At 49.9% G+C, this 26,538-nt stretch carries 25 protein-coding genes and 1 pseudogene; 8 read left to right on the top strand and 18 right to left on the bottom strand.

Annotated features, from left to right (window positions below; translation table 11 throughout):
* Nucleotides 1-7: 7 nt before the first annotated feature.
* Together N5E87_RS02725 and N5E87_RS02720 are read right to left on the bottom strand one after the other, a co-directional pair.
* Complete coding sequence (locus N5E87_RS02725) at nt 8-352, bottom strand: metalloregulator ArsR/SmtB family transcription factor (RefSeq protein WP_011627301.1); 345 nt, start codon at nt 350-352, stop codon at nt 8-10.
* A gap of 469 nt (nt 353-821) precedes the next feature.
* Nucleotides 822-1,433, bottom strand: a complete 612-nt coding sequence (locus tag N5E87_RS02720; protein ID WP_126512366.1) for a LysE family translocator — start codon at nt 1,431-1,433, stop codon at nt 822-824.
* A 99-nt stretch (nt 1,434-1,532) separates the two neighbouring features.
* Here N5E87_RS02720 and N5E87_RS02715 point away from each other — a divergent pair, with 99 nt between their 5' ends.
* On the top strand, nt 1,533-2,399 hold the full coding sequence (locus tag N5E87_RS02715; RefSeq protein WP_086902976.1) for a LysR family transcriptional regulator: 867 nt from the start codon (nt 1,533-1,535) through the stop codon (nt 2,397-2,399).
* 75 nt (nt 2,400-2,474) lie between these two features.
* On the opposite strand, the pseudogene N5E87_RS02710 reads toward N5E87_RS02715, so the two are convergent.
* Nucleotides 2,475-2,696, bottom strand: a pseudogene (locus tag N5E87_RS02710) (hypothetical protein); the annotation flags it as partial.
* Between the two features lie 485 nt (nt 2,697-3,181).
* Between N5E87_RS02710 and N5E87_RS02705 the strand changes: the two are divergent.
* Nucleotides 3,182-5,143, top strand: coding sequence for an Ig-like domain-containing protein (locus tag N5E87_RS02705; RefSeq protein WP_086902977.1), 1,962 nt, complete (start codon nt 3,182-3,184; stop codon nt 5,141-5,143).
* Between the two features lie 60 nt (nt 5,144-5,203).
* Here the strand turns inward: N5E87_RS02705 and N5E87_RS02700 are convergent, their stop codons facing one another.
* From N5E87_RS02700 to N5E87_RS02675, 6 genes are all read right to left on the bottom strand, one after another.
* The gene (locus N5E87_RS02700) at nt 5,204-6,919 is read right to left on the bottom strand and encodes a hypothetical protein (RefSeq protein WP_086902978.1); all 1,716 of its coding nucleotides are present in this window, start codon (nt 6,917-6,919) and stop codon (nt 5,204-5,206) included.
* 199 nt (nt 6,920-7,118) lie between these two features.
* Entirely contained in the window at nt 7,119-8,432 is a 1,314-nt protein-coding gene (locus N5E87_RS02695; RefSeq protein ID WP_256657225.1) for a sigma-54 dependent transcriptional regulator, read from the bottom strand.
* Nucleotides 8,433-8,797: 365 nt separating this feature from the next.
* A complete protein-coding gene (locus N5E87_RS02690; protein WP_086902980.1) occupies nt 8,798-9,124 on the bottom strand; it encodes a putative quinol monooxygenase in 327 nt (108 codons plus the stop codon).
* 43 nt (nt 9,125-9,167) lie between these two features.
* Nucleotides 9,168-9,641, bottom strand: a complete 474-nt coding sequence (locus tag N5E87_RS02685) for a GNAT family N-acetyltransferase (protein ID WP_086902981.1) — start codon at nt 9,639-9,641, stop codon at nt 9,168-9,170.
* A 128-nt stretch (nt 9,642-9,769) separates the two neighbouring features.
* Nucleotides 9,770-11,377 carry a DHA2 family efflux MFS transporter permease subunit gene (locus N5E87_RS02680; RefSeq protein ID WP_086902982.1) on the bottom strand — a complete coding sequence of 536 codons (1,608 nt, stop codon included), beginning with the start codon at nt 11,375-11,377 and terminating at the stop codon, nt 9,770-9,772.
* 13 nt (nt 11,378-11,390) lie between these two features.
* A complete protein-coding gene (locus tag N5E87_RS02675) occupies nt 11,391-12,446 on the bottom strand; it encodes an HlyD family secretion protein (RefSeq protein WP_011627308.1) in 1,056 nt (351 codons plus the stop codon).
* Nucleotides 12,447-12,543: 97 nt separating this feature from the next.
* Between N5E87_RS02675 and N5E87_RS02670 the strand changes: the two genes are divergently transcribed.
* A complete protein-coding gene (locus N5E87_RS02670) occupies nt 12,544-13,497 on the top strand; it encodes a LysR family transcriptional regulator (protein WP_086902983.1) in 954 nt (317 codons plus the stop codon).
* Between the two features lie 184 nt (nt 13,498-13,681).
* Nucleotides 13,682-14,092 (top strand): large-conductance mechanosensitive channel protein MscL, encoded by a 411-nt coding sequence (gene mscL, locus N5E87_RS02665; protein ID WP_011715722.1) that lies wholly within the window; start codon nt 13,682-13,684, stop codon nt 14,090-14,092.
* A gap of 81 nt (nt 14,093-14,173) precedes the next feature.
* Here the strand turns inward: mscL and N5E87_RS02660 are convergent, their stop codons facing one another.
* The 7 genes from N5E87_RS02660 to N5E87_RS02630 all read right to left on the bottom strand — a co-directional run bounded on the left by N5E87_RS02660 (nt 14,174) and on the right by N5E87_RS02630 (nt 22,033).
* Nucleotides 14,174-14,497 carry an antibiotic biosynthesis monooxygenase gene (locus tag N5E87_RS02660; protein ID WP_011627310.1) on the bottom strand — a complete coding sequence of 108 codons (324 nt, stop codon included), beginning with the start codon at nt 14,495-14,497 and terminating at the stop codon, nt 14,174-14,176.
* Between the two features lie 129 nt (nt 14,498-14,626).
* Nucleotides 14,627-17,839: an efflux RND transporter permease subunit gene (locus N5E87_RS02655; RefSeq protein WP_279775014.1), complete on the bottom strand. Its 3,213-nt coding sequence runs from the start codon at nt 17,837-17,839 to the stop codon at nt 14,627-14,629.
* 77 nt (nt 17,840-17,916) lie between these two features.
* Nucleotides 17,917-19,200 (bottom strand): efflux RND transporter periplasmic adaptor subunit, encoded by a 1,284-nt coding sequence (locus N5E87_RS02650; protein ID WP_086902985.1) that lies wholly within the window; start codon nt 19,198-19,200, stop codon nt 17,917-17,919.
* Between the two features lie 15 nt (nt 19,201-19,215).
* Nucleotides 19,216-20,598, bottom strand: a complete 1,383-nt coding sequence (locus N5E87_RS02645) for a TolC family protein (protein ID WP_086902986.1) — start codon at nt 20,596-20,598, stop codon at nt 19,216-19,218.
* A 216-nt stretch (nt 20,599-20,814) separates the two neighbouring features.
* Nucleotides 20,815-21,264: a hypothetical protein gene (locus N5E87_RS02640; RefSeq protein ID WP_176370301.1), complete on the bottom strand. Its 450-nt coding sequence runs from the start codon at nt 21,262-21,264 to the stop codon at nt 20,815-20,817.
* A 163-nt stretch (nt 21,265-21,427) separates the two neighbouring features.
* Nucleotides 21,428-21,631: a DUF3012 domain-containing protein gene (locus tag N5E87_RS02635; RefSeq protein ID WP_011621316.1), complete on the bottom strand. Its 204-nt coding sequence runs from the start codon at nt 21,629-21,631 to the stop codon at nt 21,428-21,430.
* A gap of 36 nt (nt 21,632-21,667) precedes the next feature.
* Nucleotides 21,668-22,033 (bottom strand): STAS/SEC14 domain-containing protein, encoded by a 366-nt coding sequence (locus tag N5E87_RS02630; protein WP_011621315.1) that lies wholly within the window; start codon nt 22,031-22,033, stop codon nt 21,668-21,670.
* A gap of 148 nt (nt 22,034-22,181) precedes the next feature.
* Here N5E87_RS02630 and arfB point away from each other — a divergent pair, with 148 nt between their 5' ends.
* From arfB to N5E87_RS02610, 4 genes are all read left to right on the top strand, one after another.
* Complete coding sequence (gene arfB / locus N5E87_RS02625) at nt 22,182-22,595, top strand: alternative ribosome rescue aminoacyl-tRNA hydrolase ArfB (protein WP_011621314.1); 414 nt, start codon at nt 22,182-22,184, stop codon at nt 22,593-22,595.
* A 101-nt stretch (nt 22,596-22,696) separates the two neighbouring features.
* The gene (gene aroQ, locus N5E87_RS02620; protein WP_037428701.1) at nt 22,697-23,131 is read left to right on the top strand and encodes a type II 3-dehydroquinate dehydratase; all 435 of its coding nucleotides are present in this window, start codon (nt 22,697-22,699) and stop codon (nt 23,129-23,131) included.
* 34 nt (nt 23,132-23,165) lie between these two features.
* Entirely contained in the window at nt 23,166-23,615 is a 450-nt protein-coding gene (accB, locus tag N5E87_RS02615) for an acetyl-CoA carboxylase biotin carboxyl carrier protein (RefSeq protein WP_279775012.1), read from the top strand.
* Nucleotides 23,616-23,648: 33 nt separating this feature from the next.
* Entirely contained in the window at nt 23,649-24,326 is a 678-nt protein-coding gene (locus N5E87_RS02610; RefSeq protein WP_279775010.1) for an SDR family NAD(P)-dependent oxidoreductase, read from the top strand.
* 51 nt (nt 24,327-24,377) lie between these two features.
* Here N5E87_RS02610 and N5E87_RS02605 read toward each other — a convergent pair whose 3' ends face one another.
* Together N5E87_RS02605 and N5E87_RS02600 are read right to left on the bottom strand one after the other, a co-directional pair.
* On the bottom strand, nt 24,378-25,589 hold the full coding sequence (locus N5E87_RS02605) for an MFS transporter (RefSeq protein WP_279775009.1): 1,212 nt from the start codon (nt 25,587-25,589) through the stop codon (nt 24,378-24,380).
* A gap of 91 nt (nt 25,590-25,680) precedes the next feature.
* Complete coding sequence (locus N5E87_RS02600) at nt 25,681-26,436, bottom strand: hypothetical protein (RefSeq protein WP_086902991.1); 756 nt, start codon at nt 26,434-26,436, stop codon at nt 25,681-25,683.
* Between the last annotated feature and the right edge of the window lie 102 nt (nt 26,437-26,538).

Below are 26,538 nucleotides of genomic sequence, written 5' to 3'. Positions count from 1 at the left end.
TTGCGACTCAGCAGCAGGCTTTAGCACGTTCGGGACGAGCCCCCATGCTGCACAGATTCTGCATACTTTCAGCTAAAAACGGGCTATTAGCCTCACAACTTTGCGCTAATACTTGCTGACACCAAGCACTCAGCTCAGGATTAATTTGATAAAACACCCATTGACCTTGGCGCCTATCGACTAAGATCCCTGCTTTTTTTAACTGCGCTAAATGCCGGGAGATCTTAGGTTGGATCTCCGACAGCGCGGCCATTAATTCACAGACGCACAGCTCCCCTTCCCGCTGGATTAGCAGTAAACATTTCAGCCGAGTCTCATCGGCAAGAGCCTTAAAAAATGCCACGGGTTGCATCGAGTGCTCCCAAAATGATCAGATCACATATGGAATAAAGCATATATGAAAAAACATATATGTTAAGTGATTTTTTGCAGTCTTTAGATGGAGAGGACCAATGGAGCGGATCTTGAAGTGAAACTTTGTAGCCTGATAAAAACTGGTGATATCACTGATAGGGCTTTGAGTGACAGCACTCTTATCTCAATCCCCCTTTTTAACCCCTTGTTTCCCTAACCGTTATTGCGCTGTCCATTGGTGCGCTAGGTTTTCTCCTAAGTTAACCTTGGCATAGCCTGCAAGTGGCATGGATTGGCTCAACATTCAGAGCAATCCATCCATAATAGACATCTGATGCAAGTGTAAGGGAATCCTAGCGAATATATCTTCCCCTTAGGCGATATCGAATTAACTGTGAATTTAAGTCAACTTTAGACCGAATTAAAAACTGGATAAAACCTATCGCCGCAGAGGGAAGAAATCAGCTTCAAGCGTTAGTTGATAATATCGCACCAAAGGTTATAAGCCCCACGCCACAGGCCTGATTAATCCTATGACCAAACCGCTTCAATACTCGAGTGGCTTTTGCTGAGGTCACTAAGTATGCCACGATGCAGAACCAGATCCCGTGTAACACAGCGATATAAACACCATAACTGATGACGAATGCGAAGCCGTCACTATGGGATGAAATCAGCTGGCTAAAAACACTCAAGAAGAAAATCATCGTTTTAGGATTCAGTACATTACATAAAAATCCTTGCATAATGTACTTTCGATTTTTTACTGGTTTAATAAGCTGAGTCCCGTAATCTAATGTGAGCTTGGCACTCAATAAACCTGTGATCCCAAGATAGATTAAATACGCTGCCCCCACATACTTCACTAGGCTAAATAACCCAGCATTGTTGGCAATTAACTGACTTATCCCAATGATTGAATAGCTAATATGGACACAAACTCCCACGCCAATTCCAAGGGCCGTCAACATCCCCGCTTTTCTGCCATACATGGCACTATTTTTAAAGACCAACACAAAATCGGCACCAGGGCTAACCACAATCAGCAGCCCAAATATCACAATACTCAATAACTCCATTTCCGCTCCTCAGGGTTCATTAGCAAGCGGTAATTGTATCGAGTCGCTGGTAAGTTATAATCGAAAAGAAGGCACTAAAACCGTGAGAAAAGTTCACACATGAGACATTTAAAAGCATTCTATGTATTTCACATTACGGCCGAGTCCTCGAGTTACAGCCAGGCCGCAGAGAAATTGCATATCACTCATGGCGCGGTCAGTAAGCAAATAAAACTCTTGGAAAACCACTTATCGCAAATACTGTTTTATAAACAAGGCCGAGGGATGTGCCTCACTCAAGAGGGGGAATTGCTTAAGCGCTACACAGATATTGCTTTTAACACCTTAGATAGTGGGGTAAAGCAGCTAACTCGGGAAAGCCATCATTATCTTGAAGTTTCCTGTGAACCCACACTCACCATGCGCTGGTTAATGCCGCGGTTAGCCAGTTTTTTCCAGCTAACGGGCATAGACGTTCGATTATCGACGGCTGGCGGGCCAGTCAAACTGGCAGAATCTGGATTATCTTTGGCCATTCGGCGAGACGATTTTCATATCCCCCCTGAATACAGCAAGCACAATTTAGTTAATGAGTGGGTTGGCCCAGTATTTTCGCCTGAATATTGGCGGCAAATTCAGCAAAACTGGGGCGATATTGTCCTGCTGCATAGCGACTCTCGGCCCTCGGCATGGTCGGATTGGTCGCAGCGTTCGGGACACAATTTCTCAGCCAATAAGTCAAAATCCTTTGAGCATTTCTATTTCTGCCTGCAGGCGGCGGTTGATGGACTCGGAGGCGCCATAGGCTCGTATCCCCTGATTGTTGACGACCTAACAAGCGGCAGGCTCGTCGCGCCATTTGGCTTTGTCCCATCAGGGCATCAATATGTGTTATTGAGTCATACGGAAAGACTTGGCAACAATGAATTGGCTTTCTTCAACTGGTTAGAGGAGACCCTCTCCTTATGCCAACCCGAAACCGCCTAAGCCACGGAGCCCGTATAAAATGAACTTACAACTCCCTAGTGGGAGCTTAACGCCCCATCACTCAGCATGACGCAATCAGAGTCCCCGCTGCCATTCCTGCCTTAAGGGAATGCTGCGCGGCACGTTAATCGCCTGCTCAACCTGTGCCAGCAATTTGGCCTTGCTCTTGGTCTTGTTCTTACCTAATACTCCTTTTAAGACAAGGTCGCTACATGCGTGCTGCTGCAACAGCGCAACACCACTTCAGCTATTGAAGAGCATGACCTAGGACTTCATCCCTGCAGCACGAACTTTTTTGTAACGTCGCCAGCAATGACTCAAAAGTTTATCCCCTTTTGATATTGCCCAGCACTCGGCCATGGCCACTTTCACTATGCCATGAAGACATAAGCCAAACATCGCTAGCGATGTGACAAAAAATAGGTGTCAAAATTTAGACATTGCCATTTTTATTTGACTCGCACCAATAACTGGCTGTTTCTGTATCCAAAAGCATTTTCAACAATAAACTAACTGCTAATTGAATGAAAAACAGTCAAAATCCAGTCTGGTTTAACCAGTATATTTTTTGAACAGTTTTATATCTTTCATTTCAACGACATCAACTAAAACCCGCATTCTTACTGGGTTTTAGCCTATATACATTCATTTTTCTCTACCCTAGAATGCCCCCGCGAAACAGCTCAAAAACTGTTTGCCTTGTTAAATGGAACTTATGTCCCCTAATTGAACGTTAGTGCCCATAAGTTTCACGTTTTGCCCTAAAGCTGAAGAGATAAACAATGAAATACTCTGCCATGATGCTAAGCAGTTTACTGCTCACAAACACTGTCCTCGCTGCAGATATGCGTCCTTTTGAAGGCACGCTGTCCCTCGAGGTGGAAGATTTCTCGGAGCATGCCATTGAAACGTTTCGTCTCCACGGTAAACAAGGCGAAGTACATGATTTAGCCTTAGCATCGACACCTCGTTGGTTAAAACCCGGTCAAAGCGTCCGTGTGTTTGGCCATGCTAATGGCAAACAATTGCAGGTGAGTGATAGCAGCGTCAGCTTACTGCAAACCAATGAAACGACTTCTTCGGCTCAAACCGTCAACTCGGCCATCACACCGATCAGTGGCAACAGAAGCGTACTAGTGGCGGAAGTCAACTTTGCGATCAATCCGATCGTAAAACTGACTGAAGCCGAGATCCAAGATCTGTTGTTTAATCAATCTTCGGCCTTCTACGAAGAAAACTCCTATGGCGCAGTTTCCCTCTCGGGCGACACTACCAGCCCAGTTACTGTCGATGTGGATGTCTCTGTATGTAACACTGACGCCGTCGCCTTAGCCGCTGACCAAGAACTCAGTGCCCGTGGCTTTAACCTCAATAATTACGACCATGTTATGTACTTGATCCCGACTCACCCTAAGTGTACTTGGTCAGGTAAGGCCAATGTGGCAGGCAAGCGTAGTTGGATCAAACGAGTACAGTTATCCACGATTAACCATGAATTAGGGCACAACCTTGGCTTATTCCATGCAAATAAAAAGGATTGTGGTGCCGTTACCACCGCTGACAGCAGCCAATGCACTATCACTGAATATGGCGACTATCTCAGTGCAATGAGTGGTACTAATACACCTAAGCATTTCAATGCATTCCATAAGGAGCAATTAGGTTGGCTGAGTGGCGATCGTATCAAAACCGTCACAGCCGATTCTCGGGTAACCCTATCACCCGTAGAGGCTGAGGGTAACTTCCCCCTGCTGTTAAAAATTCCCAATGGCCAAGATTCTTCAGGTAACGAGCTGTTTTACTATGTTGAATATCGTCAGCCAACCGGCTTTGATAGCTCACTGGCTACCGAAGCTGCCGCAATGCTGAATGGCGTAAGATTACGCGAAGGCGCTAGCAACAATGCCGCTAGCAGCTATTTGCTTGACCCAACACCAAACAGCAGTAGCTATGATTGGGATGACATCAGCTTGGCTCCTGGACAATCCTTTGAACAACAAGGTATCCGTATCGATGTCGTCGCATCAGACGCTTCCTCTGTCACCTTAGATGTAGTCATGCAAAACAGCGCAGCTCAGTGTATCCGTGGCACTAGCAGCTTGACGGTACAAGCGGCTGTCTCACAATTGCAACAGGGGCAACAAGGTTCTGTCGATTTGCTGCTCACCAACAATGACAGTAGTGCCTGCCCAGAAACCACTTACAGCCTGACAACGCAAGCTGATGCGGGTTTATACGCAAACTTAGCAAACAACAGTGTGACACTTGCACCACAAAGCAATCTGCATCTGACACTGTCGTTAGAAGCACTGCAAGCAAGCGGTAGCAATACTTGGAAAGTGATTGGCAGCAACCAAACTAGCTCACAGCAGGCGGTGAGTTCAGGTAGCGTATTGTTAACTGCAGCAACCAGTAATACTGCACCACTCGCTGTGAATGATGATTTCAACGATATCAGCGCGAGTACGGTACTGAATGTGCTGGCCAATGACAGCGATTTAGATGGTGACAGCCTGTTCATCAGTGGCACCACTCAAGGACTGAATGGAAAAGTGACTGTCAACGCTAACAATACCCTGACCTATGTGCCCTCTAAGCGCTTTAAAGGCAGTGATAGCTTTAGCTACACAGTGAGTGATGGCAAACTGACCGCAGTTGCAACTGTCACTATCAGCCCTAGCACCACAAGCGGCGGCACGACGGATACCAGCACAAGTACTGGTGGCAAAGGTAAAAATAGATAATATGAGCAAATAAAAAGGGCCGTAATGACGGCCCTTTTTGCTAATACACAACTCAGTTAACTATTCTTGCACGGGTAATGGACACAAATCGCAGCTCGCGGTATCCGAGTTACCAATTGTCGCTAAATCACCCGTATCGACCACAGGAGAAGTCGCCCTCGCCGTTGCGGTGTTAGACAAAGTACCGTCGGCACCTGTGGGTAATGTGCTTGGGAAGTAATGACTTTGGGTTAACTCACAAACATGACCACCAAAGTTACCTTCCACTTCACCCGCCGTATTGGTACACATTAGGCTGTTACCATCGCAGCTATAACCCGAGCCGCAATCGTTGTTGGTTAGGCACTGTTTTGCAAAATCCAAACTGAATGTGGCATTTAGACTACTGTCCACAGAGTCTGTCAGAGAGACATCCAACGGTGCGTCCCCCGTGTTACAGACGGTAATGTCGTAGTCTTTTCGCAGAGCGACCAAACCGCTGTTTTCTGCCAGTGATACGCTACAGTTTTTCGCAATAGTTAACCTAGGACTCAAGGCTAACGAATCGCAGGTTGCAGTGTACGGTTCGGCACTGATACTGGCAGATCCAAAGCTCACACTGGCATCAACAGTGTTAGTACCACCATTCACATTAGAGATGTAATACCCTGTATAGGTCAGCATTTCGTTAGGAGCCCAACCATCAGCACCATTAGCAAACGCGCTCAAGGCTTGGCTAATGCTAAAGGCGGTACCGTTGCTAGGAGTATCGTTGATGGTGACAGTTTCACCGGCACCAATGCTACCGACCCCAGTATTAGTGAGTTGCAAGGTGTAATCGATACGGAATTGATTACTGCCGGTCAGCTCAGTCGCACTACAGGTTTTCGCAATCGCAATACTACAGAGAGGGAAATCGCCACCTAAAAAGTCCTTCAATTGGGCGGTTTCAGAACGAGACGACCGGGTTTCGATGAGGAAACTACTGAAACAAGGAATTTCACTCACTCCCGCGGCCAAGAATGCTTGGGTCACATTCAAACGACCTTCAAAGAAGGATTCATAGGGATAAGTGTTAGGTATGCCCGCTTTGTTTTCATAGGGCCACAAACCATTGGCCACGCCAGCAAGTTCAGGATTTTCATTGGTAATGGCGCAGGCAACGCCAGTATCACCTGCGGATAAACATTTGGCTCCGGCATCGCCAGAGGCATAGAGCAGTTCCAAATGTTCAGAGACATCACCACCCGAATTCACCCAGCGCATCACTTGCACAAAAGGCACAGAGTTCGAATCCTGAGGGTATTCCATGATGATAAATAAGTCATTTTCTTGGTGTTGTCCGGTAAATTGGTTACCTGAGCCTGGGCCGACTTTATCTTGGAAGAACCAAAATCCCATAATAGCGTCACCATTGTTGGCATAACGCTCAGCACCAAAGTAAAACACTAAGTCATCACTAACACTGCCGTTATTAATAAAATAGGCAGCTGCATATCCATTGCGCAGGTCATCCTTATCGGGTACGGCACCGTCTTTGTACCACCATTCGGTCACATCTAAGGTGTCTTTCGAGCCCCCTTTCCAAAAAATCGTTTGTGGTGGCAAGTCGGAAATCACTCCAGTGGTGACATTCGCTGTACTGCTACCTAAGTTAATCGTTTGCCAATCATCGAGTGTAGTCTGCTTGACAATATTACCATCCAGCTCGACCTTATCTACCGTAGCCTGTACACCGTATACCATCAATGTGCAGACCCAAAGCAGAAGGGTACGAAACAATAGTTTGAGTTTCATAACATTCTCCTCATTTCCTGTGGACGGAATCCCGCTGCACCCACCAACCTCTGCATATGCGCATTCCGGATTGTGAACATCTGCACTAAGCAAGCCACAAGCCAAAATCTAATACATTGATATATAATAAATTAAAAGAGATGACTGGATAAGATGTGTCACAACGGTGAAGCAGACTGTCGCAGGATAAATAGACGGACTAAGGCACCTTTATCTGACACTTTTTCAGGAGTCGATAGAAGGTCGCTCTGGAGATATTTAATGAGCGGGCGGCGGCGGAAATATTATGTTTATGATCGCTAATGGCTTTAAGTAATACTTCTGCCTCATGCTCTGCGCGGCAGCGCGCGAGATCTTGGCTGGTACGATTTGCCGTGAGTGAATCTAGCCCTAACAACTGTGCAGTAATAATGCAGTCATCAGTTAAGACCATAGCCCGACGGATCCGGTTACGCAGCTCGCGCACATTGCCCGGCCAATTGTAGTGTTTCATCGCACAGCGGGCATCGTCACTAAAATGAAACTGAGTACAGTTATCCGAATGTTCTAACAAGAATTGTTCCGCGAGCAGCATGACCTCGTCACTATACTGTCTCAAACTTGGCACATGCAAGCGTAACACATTGATACGGTGATATAAATCCTCACGAAAGCGGCCTTCGTCAATCGCGGCCTCTAAATCCTGGTGGGAGGCAAATAACAAACGGCAATCTACTTTTATGGGCGCATTGCCACCAATTCGCATAATGTGTTTATCATCCAAAAAGTGCAGTAAGTTGACCTGTAAGTCTAAGGGGAGATCGGCAATTTCATCTAAAAACAGTGTTCCACCATGGGCTTGCTCTAAATGACCGATATACCGTTTATCGGCGTCGGTAAAGGCACCTTTCTCATGGCCAAAGAGGGTGGAATGGATAAGCCCTGTAGGCAGCGCGCCACAATTTACTGTGATAAATGGCCCTTCGTGCCTTTTAGATAAACTATGTAAGGTTTTAGCACATAGTCCTTTGCCAGAGCCCGTTTCACCGCTCAGTAATACGGTTTCATCCGACAGACTAAATTTATGCAGCCGCTGACGCAGCTGTTGCAATAAGGGATGCTCCCCCCTAATGGTCGTTAAAACCTTTACAGGCCCCTTCCCTCCTTTCGATGGTGTCAACTGCGCCATACCCCAAGCGTGTCCAAGGGTATCGGCAAAGCGATTCCAATCAAATGGGCGATGGTAATAATCAACAAAATTAGCGGCGCTGAGCCAGCTGCAATGCTGCTCCAAGGCGCTATCGGTAACGGCAATCCAATGCAAGGAGGGATATTCGGCTTGAATAACCGTAATTTCTTTAGCGAGTAAGACTTGGTTAGTGTCACTGATAAAAGCTATAGCAACACGTAAATCATATTTTTGCAGCAATACTAAAGCGTCAGCTGCCGACACTGCTTTTAAACAGTTCCAAGCCGCTTGTTTAAGTTCTTCACTACACTCAGGTAGAGATTGCTCAGGATCGAGTACCAGCAACCACCTTTTCCAACGAGTATCTACAGGAGTCGGCTTCGCGATTTCATCCATATTAAGGGGGCAAATGAACCTATTACTTATCTAGTCTAGAAGGACAATGACTTTCCGACAAACCTGACCAGAATGGTTCAATTAGACCTTAAATGCTTAATACGTTTTACCTGATAATCTCATGCGATGCATGTCCATTAAGGATCAATCATGCTTTTGAAAAATTTATAAATTTTCAAATGCAACCGCAACATCTTGTATGAACTTATGGTATGAACAATATAGGGTATGACTAATAGTTGCAGTATCGATAAAACCCGTTCAAGTAGTGAACGCTAATGGATTACAGAGCTTACCAATACTGCACGGGACGATTAAGCGATGACTTGATGGTAAGTTTCCACATGGAAAGACTCGACTAACTCGGGCATCACCTGATGGAAATAATGCTGAATGGCATCCTTAGCGCAGTGCTCATCGAATGCCGCGATATCGACAAACTTCTCCACAAAGGTCACGCGGCGCGGTTCATCACGGCTGACGTTGAGTTCATAACGGATGCAGCCCGCTTCGCGGCGCGTATCGGGGATCAGCGAAGCGAGCGCCGCAATCAAGGCCTCGGTTTGACCTTCTTTCGCTAAAAAGCTCGCGACGCAAACGAGTTGTTGTTGATTGATTTTATAGTCCGTAGAAGTTGTCATTTGACTTCCTTAATAAGAGTAAATTCAGCTAGTTAACACCAGATTACTTAGGCTGGTAGCGCATATCAATATGGGGAATGCCATCTTCCAAATACATGTCGGAACAGGCGTTAAACCCAAGTTTTTGATAGAAGCTTTTCAGATAATCCTGAGCACCAATTTGGATACCCGCTGCAGGCCAAGTGCTAAGAGCGGCATCAATCGCCCGTTGCATCAAGGGCATAGCCAGTCCTTTACCTCGTCCCGCTAGAGACACGACGACTCGGCCAATACTGGCCTCGGGATAACTCAGCCCAGGAGGTAAGATGCGGGCATAGGTGAGTAACTCGCCCGCTGGCGATAAGCCGATTAAATGCTGGGTTTCAGGGTGTCTATCTTTATCGTCAAGCTCTGGATAAGCACAGGCCTGCTCGACCACAAACACATCGACTCTCAATTTGAGAATCTCATACAAAGTGTTAGCAGTTAATTGATTAAATTTAAGATTTTGCCACTCGACTGAATCTTGTATCGACATAAAAAGGCTCTGCGTACAACCGGAAAAGAGCCCGAGTCTACCACAGCGGTCGCCGCATAAAAAAGCGCCTTAATCCTGGGGGAATTAAGGCGCAAGGTTACGCATTGCGAAAACGAAATGAGTCAGTCTTATTCGATCGCCGCATCGTGGGCGACTGGCCCTTGAGGTTTACGGATAAGCAGCACAGCCAGCACGGCAATTAACAACAGGGCACCCATAATCAAAAACACATCGTTATAGGCTTGAATATAGGCCTGCTGACTCACGGTTTGCCCTAACAGAGCCTTGGCCTGCATGGAGGCGGTATAGGGATCCGAGCCGCCCTGTTGCAACATACTGGCACTCTGATTCAAATAGTCCTGCGCCTGTGTACTGACCGCAGGTAAAGACTCCTTCACATGGGCCAAATGGCTGCGGGCCAAGTTATCGGTTAAGGTCGCCACCAGCGCGATACCAAAGGCACCGCCTAAATTACGCATCACGTTCAATACGGTCGAAGCCGAAGGATTCTCATGGGGCTTTAAATGGGCCGTCGCCAGCATACCAATGGGCACTAAGATAAAGGGCTGGCCTAAGGCGCGCACCACTTGGGAGGCAATCATCTGCGGCCCAGCGTAATCGGCGGTCATTTGGCTATTCATGTAATAACTGAGGGCAAACATAAAAAAGCCGAAGGCGGCTAAGTAACGCCCGTCGAAACGTTGCATTAAACGCGGCACTAATGGCAATACCAATAGCTGCGGGAAGCCCATCCACATAATAACTTCACCGATTTCCAGCGGCGTGTAATCATGCACTTGAGACAAATAAAGTGGGATCAAATAGATAGCGCCAAAGAGAGCCATCCCCAGCAAAAAGTAAGCTATGGTCGAAAGCACAAAATCACGTTTACCGAGCAGGCGTAAATTCACTAAAGGGTCTTTGCGCTTAAGCTGGATCCACACAAACAGCACTAAATTCACCGCGGCAATGATGGCAAGATTGCGGATCAAATCCGAGCCAAACCAATCCTTGCGGTTACCTTCCTCAAGTACCACTTCGAGGCAGCCCATACCCAGCGCCATAGTGACAATGCCCGCTAAGTCGGCATTTTTCAGTTTGTCCCACACCACGGGGCGTTTTTCGAGACCATAGGCCAACATCGCCATCACCAGCAAGCCGGGCGGCACGTTAATATAAAACAGGTAATGCCAACTAAAATGCTCAGTTAACCAACCACCTAAGGTTGGGCCAATCGAGGGAGCAAACGTCGCCGTCACCCCGAATAACGCCATCCCCACGGCACGTTTATTCTCGGGTAAAAATTCTAAGATCAACCGAAAGGCTAGCGGGATCAGCGCGCCACCAAAGAAGCCCTGCAACGCCCGAAAGGCGATCATGGCCTCGAGGTTCCACGAAATAGAACACAGGATAGAAGCAAAGATAAAGGCAGCTGTGGTCCACAGCAGATAACGCCTGACCGAAAGCCCTGTGCTTAACCAACCCGAGAGCGGGATCGCAATCATCTCTGCAACAAGATAAGCCGTTGAAATCCAACTACCTTCCTCCAGAGTTGCCCCAAGGCTGCCTTGAATTTCCTTCATCGAGGCATTGGTGATTTGAATATCGAGGATCGCCATAAAGGCGCCAATCAAACCACCAAAAACAGCAATCCACGAACGGCGACTACCACGCTCATATTCGCTCGGTGTAGCCCCCGCGGCGATAGCCTCAGGTGCCGCAGCAATTGTGCTCATGTTAACGACCTACTTAGCGACCGACGTTAGCAGCGATGGCTGTCGTCGGATGCGACGCAGTATCGACCTTCACCACGGCACTTAAACCGGGGACGACACGCGCCTCTTCTTCTGAGAGATCTAAACGGATCCGCACCGGAATACGTTGCACGATTTTAGTGAAGTTACCCGTGGCATTTTCGGCGGGCAGCAGACTGAATTTGGCTCCGGACGCCGGCGACAGACTATCGATAACACCTGTAAAGGTTTTGTCGGGAAACGCATCGAGACTGACCTGCACCGACTGCCCAGGTTGCATATGTTGGATTTGGGTTTCTTTAAAGTTCGCCGTGATCCACACAGCCCCATCCGGAACCAAACTGTAGAGTGCCTGGCCGGGTTGCACATATTGCCCCACCATGGCGCCGCGTTTACCAATCACCCCAGAGAAAGGCGCGGTCACGCGGGTATCATTAAGCTGAATTTTAGCCAACTCCAATGCCGCATTCGACTGCTCAACCACAGAGCCAGCTTGATTAAGCTGGGCATTGAACACGGCAAGCTCACGCTCTTTAGCCACTAACAGTGCCTTGGCTTCATCCAGCCCAGCGGCGGCAGAATCAAAACCTGCCTGCAATTGGTCGACATCGTCCTGTGAGCTGTAGTTGCTGACTTTTAACTTTTTAGCACGAGTTAACTGTTGCTCAGCACGCAGTTTGTCGGCCTGCGCTGCGACCACGCCCGCACTCGCTTGGCTGATCAACGCATGTTGTAATTCCACCTTAGCGGCTAAGGTTTGCAGATCGGCCTTAGCACTGGCGAGTGACGCCTCGGCTTGGCTGACTTTCGCGCTAAACTGGTTATCCTCAAGCTGCGCCAATAACTCGCCCTTACGCACATGCTGGTTATCGGTCACATCGGATAACACTACGTAACCAGGAACTTTCACACTCACATGGGAGATATCGGCCTCAACATAGGCGTTGTCAGTGGTTTCGATAAAACGTACTTGCGTCCACCAGTAATAGCCGCCCCCCGCGACAGCGGCGAGTATCAGTGGAACGGCGATGATGAGCTTACTTTTGGACATGAATGACTCCTTGATTAGTGAGTGCTAGTGTACTACTGTCTCATCACGTTTATTAGATAGTTAAAAATCAACCCACTGTTTCACAGGTGTAACAATCATGGATCTCAATCGTGTGCAGATATTTGCCCAAGTCGTCGAGCAAGGCAGCTTTACTGGCGCCGCCAAGGCCCTGGGTTTAACTAAGGCCACAGTCAGTCGCAAGATTGCCGAACTGGAGTCAGATACTGGCACCCAATTGTTATTCCGAACGACCCGCGCCCTCAAACTCACCGAGGCGGGATCGAGTTATTACAATCGGATCAATAAGATCTTGAGCGATCTACAGAGCGCCGAAAATCAACTCAGCGCCCACCAGCAATTGATTAAAGGCAACCTAAAAATAGTGTGCCCCATCGAGTTAGGCCAATTGTTCCTCGGGCCTATTTTCGCCCAGTTTTTAACCCTTTATCCCGATATCACCATTGAGGCAGAGCTCACTAACCGCAAGGTCGATGTAATAGAAGAAGGCATCGATTTGTTATTCCAAATCGCCGACTCGAGCGATACGCGTCTGCAGAGTTATTCCTTAGTTAACGCCTACAAATCATTGATGGCAAGCCCAAGTTATTTAGCCGAGCACGGTACCCCAAAAGTGCCGCAGGACTTAGCCAAGCATAAAGCGATTCGCTTACAGTCGGCGCATATTGAAGGGGCGTGGAAGCTGTTTGATGGCCAGTCTTGGGTGGTGATAGAACCCGTCACACAGCTAACAGTAAACAATGTCACCATTGCCCGCGAAGCCGCCATTGCAGGGCTTGGCATTACGGCCGTGCCGTCGATTATTGCGCAGGAAGCGATAGAGAAAGGCTATTTAGTGCCGCTCCTCGACGATTATCCAATGGTGCAAACCAAAGTGGTGCTCAGCTATCCCAAACGGGCGTATTTACCACGAAAATATCGCGTCTTTATCGAATTTATCTATACCGCACTGTTCAAACGCTGGGGGTCACAGGTATTAGAAGTGCCAGAATTTATCGGTCAGCAAGAGCAGCCTTCCCCACGCCAAACTTAACAATTGTAACTTTCAGAGGGTGAAATCAGACGGCGAAGGATAAATCCAGAAAGTCAGAATTGCCTTAATCCTTAAGCCCCTATAAGCTTGGCAAGGTAACAGGCAGCAAAAGACCCTTAGGTTTTCCTGATACAGATAACACAATAAAATTTAACATTTCATTTTTAATTTCGGAGGAAACCTAATGAGCTTAATTAAAGAGTTCAAGGCTTTTGCGTCCCGTGGCAATGTGATCGATATGGCGGTGGGTATTATCATCGGTGCCGCTTTTGGCAAGATAGTCTCATCCTTTGTAGCCGATATCATTATGCCGCCAATTGGGATCATCTTAGGTGGCGTGAATTTCAGCGATCTGAGCATAGTGTTGCAAGCCGCCCAGGGCGACGCGCCAGCGGTAGTGATTGCTTACGGTAAATTCATTCAAACCATCATCGACTTTACCATTATCGCCTTCGCGATTTTTATGGGCTTAAAAGCCATTAACAGCCTAAAACGCAAACAGGAAGAAGCGCCGAAAGCGCCACCTGCACCGACCAAAGATCAAGAGTTGTTATCAGAGATCCGCGATCTGCTTAAAGCGCAGCAAGAAAAATAAGCTAACGCCATTTTTATCTGATTGATTGCAATAAAAAACCCATCGACTTCGATGGGTTTTATTTTTGTTCAAGCGCTTAGCTTACTCGGGCACGTCGTGCACTGTTTCGCTATAGTCTTGCACGACTTCGGCAACACGGATGCGATAAGAGTTAAATAAGCAAGGCACAATGCCAGATTGCTCAGCAATGCTGTGGGCCATTTGATTACGCCATTGGGTAATAGAGGCCATGTCATCCCAAAACGATAAGCTCAGCACCTTGCCATCGTCGGTTAAGCTCTGAAACCGTTCAATTGAAATCAGCCCCTGACGCCCTTCTAAATATTGGCGCATCTCAGCTGCCACGTGCAGATATTCTTCCTTGCCTTCTTTCGTGGGCACGACTTCAAAAATGACTGCGATCATAATGCTCTCCAGAGATAGTAATCCTTAATACCAGAGCTAAGCCTAGCCTAGATCGCGCACTATAGCTCACTGATTTTTAACTTTAACATTGAGCCTTGCCACAAAATGAGGCCAAGGCTCAATATCCCACTAGGTGGGCGACTTATCGTGACGATATAACCAGCGATACAGAGTCGGTAACACCAATAACGTCAGTGCCGTAGAGCTAAACAGCCCGCCGATAATCACCACCGCCAGCGGCTTTTGGATTTCGCTGCCCACACCCGACGACACTAAGATGGGGATCAAGCCCAAGGCCGAGGTCAATGCCGTCATCAGCACGGGACGTAAACGGCCAACCGTGCCTTCGTAAACCGAGTCATAGAGCGACTCGCCGCTCTGCCTACGCTGATTAATCGAGTCCACTAACACCACGCCATTGAGCACAGCCACCCCAAACAGCGTGATAAAACCAATGGAGCTTGGCACCGACAGATAAGTGCCGCTGACAAACAGCGCCACGATACCGCCGATCAATGCCAAAGGAACGTTTGCCATGATCAATAAGACCTGCTTCAGCGCACCAAAGGAGAAGTACAACAGCAAGGCAATCAAAGCGATAGAGATAGGCACCACCAACATCAGCTTTTGTTGTGCCCTCTGCTGGTTCTCGTACTGACCACCCACAATCACCGTATAGCCCGCGGGCAAATCGGCCTGAGGCACCAGCGCATAGATATCTTTGACCACAGATCCCATGTCCCGCCCCGCCACGTTGGCTTGCACCACCACGCGGCGCTGCACATCATCACGGCGAATATTCGGCGGCGCCATTTCCACCTCAACGCTGGCCACCTCACCTAAACGCACTGTGGCACCATTGCTGCCGCTAAGGAGTAAATCCTTAATCACATCCGGGCTGCTGCGATACTCGGCTGCGAGGCGCAAATTGATGTCGTATCTCGCGTTACCGTCGATCACCTGTCCGGCGCTGGCACCACCAATCCCTTGGCTGACTAGCGACATCACTTGGTCGACGCTGATGCCATAACGGGCAAGCTGCGAGCGGTCTGGCCGCACCACCAGCTGCGCCTCACCACTGACCTGCTCGAGGGACACATCCACGGCACCGGGGATTTTCGCCACCAGATCGGTGAGCACTTGTCCCTTTTCTGATAAGACATCTAAATCGGGGCCAAAAAGCTTAATCGCCAACTGCGCCTTTACCCCAGAGAGCAACTCATCGACCCGCGTCGCAATCGGTTGTGAGAAGGTGAGTAGCAGCCCTGGGAAGACACTAAGCTTTTCTTCCATCAGCCGTTGCAGCTCCAAACGCGAGCTAGCCGATTGCCATTCTTCGATGGGTTTAAGGCCGATATAGACTTCGATATTGCTGACAGGCTCAGGATCGCCGCCTAATTCGGGCGCACCGATACGGCTCAAGGCATATTCCACCTCGGGGAATTCCAGCAACATGGCCTCAAGCTTTGGCGCTACATCTAAAGAAGTGCCAAGGCTCGCGGTCGGTGCCAGCGTCACCCTAAGGTTAATCGTGCCTTCCTCTAGCTCGGGCACAAACTCGGTCCCCAACCTTGGCAGCAAAACCATACTCATGGCAAACATCAGCAGCGCACTGATCATCACCAACTTTGGCCTAGCAAGGGTTGCACTCAGCAGCTTGCGATAGGCTGAGTCCAAAGGTGCTAAGACGACGCTCTCCTTGAGCACGACGCCACGCTTAAACAGATAAACCGCCAGAGCAGGCACGGCAATCAAGGCCACCAGTAAAGCGGAAATCATCGCCAAAATAATGCTGACCGCCATAGGTTGGAACAACTTGCCCTCAACCCCTTCCAGCGCAAATAACGGCGCAAACACCACAATGATGATGGCGGTCGCGAAGAAGATCGGACTGCAAACCTCTTTCGCCGCCAGCATAATGCGCACGGCCATGCTGTTATCCGCGTCTAAAGCATGAGCACTGCCATCCTCATCGCCATGATATGGGTCAACTTCGCCATCGGCGCGGCTTCTCGCCTGGGCTAAATGACGGCGGTCTGGCTGAGTTAAATGTTTGAAAATATTCTCAACCATCACCACAGAACCATCGACCAACATACCAATGGCCACCGCTAACCCACCAAGAGACATCAAGTTGGCAGACAGGCCATAGTAAGACATCACCATTAGCGCCAAACCAATAGATACTGGTATAGACAGCAGCACCAACAGGGTGGCGCGGATATTCACGAGGAACAGCGCCAAGATCACCACGATAAACACAAAGGCCATTAATAGCGCATCGCGCACTGTGGTAACGGCTTTATCCACTAAATCCGCTTGGTCGTAAAATACCTCGAAGGACACGCCCTTTGGCAGGGCCTGTTCAATCAGATTAATCCGCGCATCGATATCATCAATCGTCGCCTTAGTGTTGGCGCCCATGCGCTTGAGCACAACGCCCGCCACCACTTCACCCAAGGCCTGCGCTTGCCCCGCTTCATCGCGGCGCGTCATAGTCACGGCCCCAACACGGATCTCACTGCCAAAATCGACCTTAGCAATGTCGCCCACTCGCACAGGCGTGCCACGCACTTCTGTCAGCGGAATTTGGGCGATCGCGGCAAGCCCTGCTTCACCCGCGGGTAACATGCCATAACCCCGCACCACCAATTGCTCCTGGCCTTGGTCCATAAACCAGCCACCAGCGTTGCGGTTATTGCTCTCAAGCGCCTCACTCACCTGCGCCATCGACAAACCATAGGCTCGCAGCTTGTTAGGGTCGACCTGCACTTGATACTGGCGCACCTCGCCGCCAAAGGATAAAACATCGGTCACGCCGCCCACCGGCATCATGATCAGTTTAACGAGGTAATCGTTAAGGCTACGCAGCTCGGCGGCATTAATGCCAGAGCTAGGATCTGCCCGCAGAATGTACTGATAAATCTGCCCTAAACCCGAAGTATTAGGGCCAATTTCTGGCACACCCACCCCGCTTGGGATCATCTCCCGCGCCGCCTGTAACTGCTCAAACACTTGCTGACGGGCAAAATAAATATCCGTGCCCTCGGCAAATACCACGGTCACAATGGACAAGCCAGTACGCGAAAGTGAACGCACCTCGGTCACCGCTGGCAAGGCATACATGGCCGATTCGACCGGATAACTGATGAGCTTCTCCACCTCTTCGGCGGCCAAGCCCTCGGCCGCAGTATTGATGGTCACCTGCACGTTGGTCACATCGGGAAAGGCATCCAGATTCAATTTGGGCAACATGGCGACACTAGCGGCCACCACAGCAAGCAGTGCGAGCACTACTAATAGCCGATTTTTAATCGCGGCTTCGATTGCTTTTTGCAACATATAAATTCCTCGCGCATTCGCCCTAAGCCTTTAAAAAGGCGTAAAAATAGGGCTTGATAAGGTTCGACTCATCGGCATTAGTGGGCATGAATATCAAAGCCAGCTTTGGCCTGTTCCGACGCTAAGAAAAATGCGCCTCCCACTACCACTTTTAGTTGTGCCTGTCGTGCCTTATCTAACTTGTCGCCGCGCACTAGGCTTAAGCCACGCTGACTCTGCACCAGCTCCACCTCAATGGCTTCAAACCCATCCTCGTCTTGAATAAAGATCTGCCAATCGCCATCCCCGCTGCGGGTAAGCGCCGCATCGGGCAAGACAATTCCTGAAGAAAAACCTGATGATAAGTCGCTGCCCTTGGGCGCATCGGCAAAATACAGCTCGGCAAATTGCCCCGCGTGCAACACATGCTCAGGGTTGGGCATACTGACTAAAATCTGCTCGGTGCGGGTCACACTATCCAGCTCATGGGAGCGGCCGATAATCTTGCCCGCCAGCGTTTTATCCCCCACTTGCACTAACGCCGGGCCGCCGACATTCACATTGGCCGCCTGCGCCGGGGTTAATTGCGCTTCCACCCACAGGTGCGACTCATCGGTCAACTGCATTAATGGTGTGCCAGCGGTGAATACTTGGCCTAGCATGGCAATATCCTGCTGCACACGGCCATTGATAGGCGCTAAAAGTTGATAGCTGCCGATAGCTTCTGGAGTCGACTCTAAGGTACGGATCTGTGCATCCGTCATCTTGATCGCCTCCAGAATTGCTCGCTTAAGTTCGGCATCGACCTGCGCCTGCATTCTGCGGCTCACGCTCACAGCTCCCTCGCTCATCCGACGCACTCGACTCCACTCGGCGGCGGCATTGATATATTCCGCCTGCGCCTTGGCGACTTCTGCGCCGCCTAAGGTCAGTAAGGGCTCACCTTTTTTCACCTCTTGGCCGGGCACCACATGGCGCGCCTGCACCCGCACATCCAGCTGCGGCGCTAAGGTCGCGGTTCTATCACGGTCAACCACTAAGGTCGCCGTCGCCCGAATATCGAGATTAAGATTGCCAAGGCTTAAGCTTTCGCTGCTCAGGGGCAACAGGCGCACGCCGGCAAGTTCTAACTGCGCAGGCGTAAAAGTAAGCGCCTGCTCACCATGGTCATCTTCCGTCGCGGAAGCGCTCTTTTCCGCCTGATTGGTGACCTTTTCAGCGTCGTGATCATGGCCTTCGCCCGCGAAGGTTGGCGCCATCAGGGTTAGGGAGGCAAGCATCAAGGCCAAGGCTAAACGGGAAGGAGTAAATAACGACCTCAAGCCTTCAGCAGACACTGTGCCCAAAGTATGGAAAGACGATTTTTGAGTAAATGAATTCATAGTGTTACCTCACAATTACTTTGCTGGCACGGCATTTGTGGAAGAAGTGGAACTTGATTTGTCGACGGATTTGTCGGCGAATGTGTCAACCACGGGCAGCAGCTGACCGCTGTCCCCCATCCAAGTTAACCAACTCTGATAAATTGCCGTTTCGAGGTTTAAACCGACCAAATAACTGGCCGCGAGCTGACGTCGACTCTGCAAATACTCGCTAGTACTCACATCACCCGAACGCCACTGCTCACTTAAGGATTTAGCGGCTTTACTCCCCGAGGCTGCGACTCGCTCGCGCCAATCTTGGTAGCGCGCCAGTAAACGGGGTAACGCATTGGTAAATTGTGCCTGTTTGGCCGTAAGTACTCGCTCACGGGCTAAGTAGTTCTGCTCCGCGATAGCGATGCCTTTATCGGCAACCGACTGTAACTCGCTGTAGTTATTCCGCACCTGCAAAGGGATCGCCACGCCGACGCCAAACTTGTTGTCATCGCCTTCCTTTTCAACACCGAGGTTGATGGTGGGATCGGCCGCCGTGTCCGCCTTAACCTTCATGGCATTGGCCTTCGCCAGCAACACCTGTTGATGGGCACTGGTCAATGCGGGTAAATCCACTTTCGGGGCCATTTGCGACACCCATTGGCCAATCTCGGGGATAAATTCCCTAAACCCCAGCTTATCGACTCCAAGTAATTCGATGACTTTGCCATCGGCCACTAACGCCGCTTGTTCGGCCAGCGCATAGTCGGCGGTGTTACTCGCCAATTCGAGCTTTAGCAGTTGCAATTCAACATCGGATAAATCCCCTGCCGCAAAGCGCTGCTCGGCAATATTGAGCTGTGCCTGCGTAAACCTTAATTGCTGCTCGGCAAAGGTCAGCGCCTTATTGCTCTGCGCCTGCTCGGCCAGCGCCAATAGCCGCTCGGCCAACATCTGACTGCGCTCTAGCTGTATATCCGCTAACAGGATTTGCGCCTCGAGCTGGGCAAGGCGGGTCGCCACGCCGCGCTTATCGCCCCAATCTAGGGTTTGGCTCAGCCCTAGGCTGTAGGTATCTGTGTCGGCGTTTTGATAATCGAGTCCAAGCTCAGGGTTATAGATGGCGCGATCCGCAGCCGCAATGGCAAGCTCAGCCTGTTGCTGCCGAGCAATTTGCGCCTGTACTTCGGGTAACTGATTAATTTGCTTGAGTAACTCAGGCAACCACTGATTGAGTGAGGCTTGAGTCTCAGTGGCTAATAAGTTGTCTGGTGCCAATTCAACCGATGAGGCGATTGAATCGTCCTTAAGCACTTTGGATTCGAGGGCTGAAGTTGCTGCAACGGCAGAGTTAACCTGTCCGCCGACGAGCACTAAGCTACTCATGAGGGCAAACAAGGTCTGGGCGATAATGGTTTTATTCATCGCAATTCCTAACAATATCTAATATTGATTGGCCCCACGCCATAGGCATACGGATACCAATCGAACACTCCCCAGAGGCGTTAAATATCGAATAAGCTCAAAGCGCTAGCGCGAGCCATGGCCGTTTTAGACCCATCATCGATGCTGTGGGGATAAATAAAGGGCTTATGGCGGCGCGCAAAAACGCTGCGATACGCGATAAGCAGATATTGAAGGTTAAGCGATGGGAGGGCGGTACTTAGGTAATTGATCTGCCGAGAAATAAGCTAAATCAGCCGGCACATAGGCCATATCAAACGCGACAGTCGTTTGGCTCTCGGTATGGGATAACAACGCCACATGACCGCCGTGACATTGGCAATCGAGGCAGAGGTCAAAATCTTGAATTTCAGTGGTTTGCACTAAGTGTGAGTGGCCACTCACGCTCGCAGTTGCTATGCCAGACTTGAGCGCCGTTTCGCCAAACGCCTCGGCACTGAATCCGAGTGTCTGCTCATTGGGGCACACACAATCCACACATTGGGCCAAGGTGGTCACGGGAGCACTAAATTGGAGATGGGGATGATTCTCGGCTTCTTCGGCGCCATTACCCGCATGTAACTGATGCGCACCCAAATTCGCGCCCGCAAATTGCAGCACGATAATGGCTATCAGTAGGGTGACCATTCGGCTAAAGAATGGCTTGGCGGTCGAAATCAAATATCACCTTTGGACAATTCAGTAGGTTGTTAAGCAATAGCTTGTGCAACTTCAGACAGGGATTCTAAGCATAAGTTCACAGCTTGCAACTAAAAAGAAGCCAAGCTGTGACGCTACTAGCTTGAAAAGCTTATTTAAACACGCAGTGTTTAGCGTAATCGGCAGCTTCGTTCGCCGTCCAATCGCCAGAAGGTTTATCCTTCATTTGCTTACACCAAGCTTCACTGCCCACCTCTGGCGCACAGGCACTTAAGCCTGCGGTAAAGGCCAACACTAAGGCGATAGCGCCTAATTTAGCGGTCGGTTTGGCAGTCATAGTTTTCAACAAAGACATAGTTAATTCCTTATAAGTAATACCCACCATGGGCCGTTAAAAAGTTGAACGTTTCGCAATCCAGTCGATGGCTTTAGCTTTTTGTTCTAAGGGGAACCAAGCCACTTCGCCCTGCATAAAGGGGCCGAGTAAACGCACAGCGTTACCCACCCAATCTGGGCCACCAACAAATACTAAGGCTTCAAAATTAGGGAGTTGGACTTCGCCGCTGCCCGTTAGCGACTCAAATTCCCAGCCTTCGAGTAAGACGTCCGCCTCGATATACAGGCAAACTTGTCCCCAATCCTTGCGGTAACTCTTAATGGCCGGCTGTAAACGGGTACGATAATCGGTTGATGAGAGTCGACCACTGGCGAAAAGACTGATAACACCCTTAGCAATATCGGGGATTTGGCATAACATAAAGGCACTCCGAAACGAGAACACTATTTTGCAAACGGGCAAACACGCCTGCCCAGCAAGAATGCGCCGATGATAACAAATCTATTGAAAAGCCATAAGCAGTTATTGCTCTCTTCTCAAAGCAATTGGACAAAACCCTAAGTCTGCCATGATAAAAATCTCAAACCGTGTGGAACTTCCGGAAAATGAAATCGAGTGGCAATTTATCCGCTCAAGCGGCGCTGGCGGGCAGAATGTCAATAAAGTCTCCACCGCCGCCCAATTGATTTTTGATATCAGAAACTCGTCATTACCCGAGTTTTATCAGCAGCGCCTGCTGCAAAAAGCCGATCATCGGATTACCGCCAGTGGCAAAATCATTATCAAATGTCAGGCGAGCCGCAGCCAAGAGGCGAATCGGCAAACCGCATTGGAGCAATTTATCGCCCTGGTTGCCAGCGTGGCCGAGGTGCCCAAAAAACGCATTCCAACCCGCGCGACCAAAAGCAGCCAAACCAAACGCTTAGATGCGAAAAAACAACGTGGCGCCACTAAAGCCATGCGACAGATTAAGTTTGATTAACCCCGCCGACAGCGCGGTGACATTCATAATGCAAAATCCGCCCGAACAGGTTAAGTTAATGGCATTCAACCCGTTAAGGCATGTCGTAAAAGGAAAGCGTAATGAATCATAAAGTTCTGCTCATCAATGGCCCCAATTTAAACCTCCTTGGTCGCCGTGAGCCCAGTGTTTACGGTCATCAAACCTTAGCCGATATCGTTGCCATTTTGAGTGAACAAGCTCAAGCAGCAGGTGTTGAACTTGAGCATATTCAATCGAATGCCGAATTTGAGCTGATCAACGCTATCCATGCCACCGATGCGCAGATGATCATTATCAACCCCGCAGCCTTTACCCACACCAGTGTGGCCCTACGTGACGCACTGCTTGGGGTAGATATTCCCTTCTTTGAAGTGCATTTATCCAATGTCCACGCCCGCGAGCCCTTCCGCCACCACTCCTATTTGTCCGATAAGGCCATTGGGGTGATTTGTGGTTTCGGCGCCCAAGGCTATGAGTTTGCCCTTGCGGCGGCGATTAAGAGATTGAAGGCATAAACGCGATTAGCGTGAGTACAGGGAGCCACAAGCCATGGCGGTTGACCTTCGAAAGATCAAAAAACTGATTGAATTAGTGCAGGAATCTGGGATTGCAGAACTGGCGATTACCGAAGGGGAAGAGTCTATTCGCATCACCCGCTACGGCCCACACACCGCAAGCACACCTGAGGGCGCGCATCATCCTGCGCCCTCTTCAGCACTGACGCCAAAGCCTGCCAAAGCCCGTGACGCCCTGCCTGTGATTGAAGGCTTTGTGCAGCTATCGCCCATGGTCGGCACCTTCCATGCCTCACAAGGCCAAACCGAAGCGCCCTTAGTGTGCATAGGTCAAAGGGTGGCGCGCGGCGACACGCTTTGCATCATCGAAGCCATGCGGATGCAAAATCCCATCGAGGCCGAGCGTGACGGCATAATCGGCGCTATTTGGGTGAAAGATGGGGACGATGTCGCCTTCGACCAGCCGCTGTTCACCCTGATCTAAGCCTAAACGTCCAGAGAACACCAAGAGGTAAAGATGATACTGATTACTGGCGCAAGCAGTGGCTTAGGCGCGGCATTAGCTGCCCTGTATGCCAAGGATAACCAAGCACTTACACTGACGGGGCGCGATGCCAATCGCCTGCATACCGTAGCCAATGCCCTTAGCCCATTTTCGACCCAAAGCATCAGCGCCATCAGTGCCGATTTAGCGGACGAAGCGAGTGTCGAAGCGCTATTCGATGGCCTTACCGATACCCCCAACACGGTTATCCACTGCGCTGGCAGTGGTTACTTCGGCGCACTGGAAACCCAAGGCATGAGTGAAATCCAAGCGCTGCTGAATAACAATGTCACTTCAACCATTCTGCTGGTACGTGAATTGGTGAAACGCTATAAACAGCAAGCAGTTAAGGTTGTGATCGTGATGTCTACCGCCGCCCTCGCCGCCAAAGCGGGAGAGTCGACCTACTGCGCCGCCAAATGGGCGGTGCGGGGCTTTATCGAATCGGTACGTTTGGAGCTCAAGCAGAGTCCGATGAAGTTGATTGCGGTTTATCCCGGCGGTATGGATACCGGCTTTTGGCCGAGTAGTGGTAAGAATCTAGATACCTCAAGCTTTATGTCCGCCGATGAGGCCGCAGGCATGCTAAAACAAGCACTGCTCGCCACTGAACATGGTTATATCGCCGATATCACCATACAAAGAGGTTAAGAAGTTTACTTAAAAGCGGCGCAGATATAGATCTGCGCCGTCATGGTCAGCTTAATCAATGCAGTTTGCAGTGCAAAGATTATCAGCGCTGCGACTCTCCCTATGGGTTAACCACCACATGACTAAACCACCGAGGGATAACAGCGCTGCGGCATAGCCAGTCGCGGCGATGCCTTGGCCTGATAAGATCACTAAGCTGCCAACCCAAGGGCCAATCGCATTGGCAAGATTAAAGGCACATTGTACTAAGGCGCCCGTCATGGCCTGCCCATCGGGGGCCACATCCATTAATCGCGCCTGTACTATGGTTGCTAGACCAATCCCCGAACCTACAAAGAATACAATCGGCATTAATGCCCAATAAGATCCCGTCAAACTCGGATACAACGCCAACACTAAGGTGCTTAACACCAGCGACCAAAATGCCGCCGCCAGCGCCGACTTATCCGCCGCCCAGCCACAGACTAAGGTGCCTAAGGTGGCGCCAATCCCAAAGACCGCCATCATCACCGGAATTTTAAAGGGCTCGACCTGGGTGACTTGGATCAGCGTCTCGGCCAGATAGGTATACACACAGAAAATCCCGCCAAAACCGATAGCCGCAATGCCGAGCGTGAGCCAAACTTCACGGTTCTTCAGGGTTTGCAGCTCTTTTTTCGGGCTGGCATTTTGCGGTACGGCAACATTTGGCGCGAGAAAATACAGCATAACAGCAGTCACGGCGGCAATAATCGCCACTATGCCGATACCAGAGCGCCAACCGACGGTTTGTCCCATCCAGGTCGCGAAGGGCACGCCAACGATAGTGGCTAAGGTTAAGCCGATAATCACCCGAGAAACCGCTCGGGCCTTCATCTCGGGAGGCACTAAGGACGCCGCCAGTAACATAGCCACCCCAAAGTAAGCCCCATGGGGCAAGCCGCTTAAAAAGCGGAAAAAGACTAACCAATTCAAACTGGACGCTAGGGCGCTTAAGCCATTGGCAACCGCCATCATGGCGGCCAAGGCGATTAACAGCGTGCGCCGCTTAATCCTCACCCCCAGCACCATAATGATGGGCGAGCCCACCACCACCCCAAGGGCATAGGCACTGATGGCATAACTCACATGGGCGACATCGACGCTTAAATCACTGGCGATATAAGGCACTAAGGTCATGGCGGCAAATTCTGTGGTGCCTAGGGCAAAGGTGCCTAATGCCAAGGCGAGTAACACCCAAAGCGCGCTGCTTTGAGCCTGAGTCTGGGGTTGAACTGCTTGCAAACGATTTCTCCGCGATTCTATAAAACGACAACTGGCTAAGAAAAAAATAGGAGCCCACTCGGGGCTCCCGTCGATAAGGCCTAAAACAACATTACTTCACTAACTGTTCTTGATAGGTTTGGCTATTCCAATCGAAGGCGTAAAGCGTACCTTGCCACTCATATAAGGTACGGCCATCCTGTTGCACTATTCTGGCATTGCTCGGCAGGCTCGACACACTGCGCGCCGCCCGTGCACGGGGCACATTGGCAATTTGCTCCGCCGAGGCTGTTGATGCCCTAGCCGTCGATGCACCTGTCTGTGATATCACAGTCGCACTATTCGTTGGCATATTCGACACCATACGGCCTTCGCTCGGCGAATATTGCATACTCGTTGTGACTCGCACTGGGGGCGAAACTGCCACTGGCGTATCATCATAGGCCATAGGAATAGACAAGCCTATGCCCGAATAGGGTGAATTCCAATAACGCGAGCTATTCCAGCCCCAATCGTTCCAACCGTAGCCGAGATTCCAACCCGTACCCCAACCCGTCGCTAAGCCAACACCTAGGCCCAATCCCCAAGGATAATAAGGACGATAATAGGGACGATAGTGGCGGTGGCTATCCCCATGTTTATGGTGATTATTGTAGTGATTGTCGTGGCGACCATGACTCTCGCTATGGCGATCATTGCCGCGATCGCGTGCCGCCGCCAGATTCGGCACGGCTAAGGTGCAAATCAGTAAGGCGCCCAGTAAAGACAAGGTAAAGCCTGTTTTATGCCAAGGCTTAGCCGACTTAGGTAAGCAAACTGATTGAAGTTGAAGATATTTATCTTTAACAAGGCATGGAGAGAGTGTCATATAAACCTCGAAATACCGGGCACTGGTCAAATAAACATCGACCTAGGACAAGCATTTTACGCTTCCAAAGCTGGAAGATCACTGAATAGGTTAACCCTAAAA

This window comes from Shewanella sp. GD03713 (assembly GCF_029843705.1).
GTDB lineage: Bacteria > Pseudomonadota > Gammaproteobacteria > Enterobacterales > Shewanellaceae > Shewanella.
The sequence above is the reverse complement of the archived record's forward strand: the minus strand, read 5'-3'. Positions and strand labels throughout refer to the sequence as shown.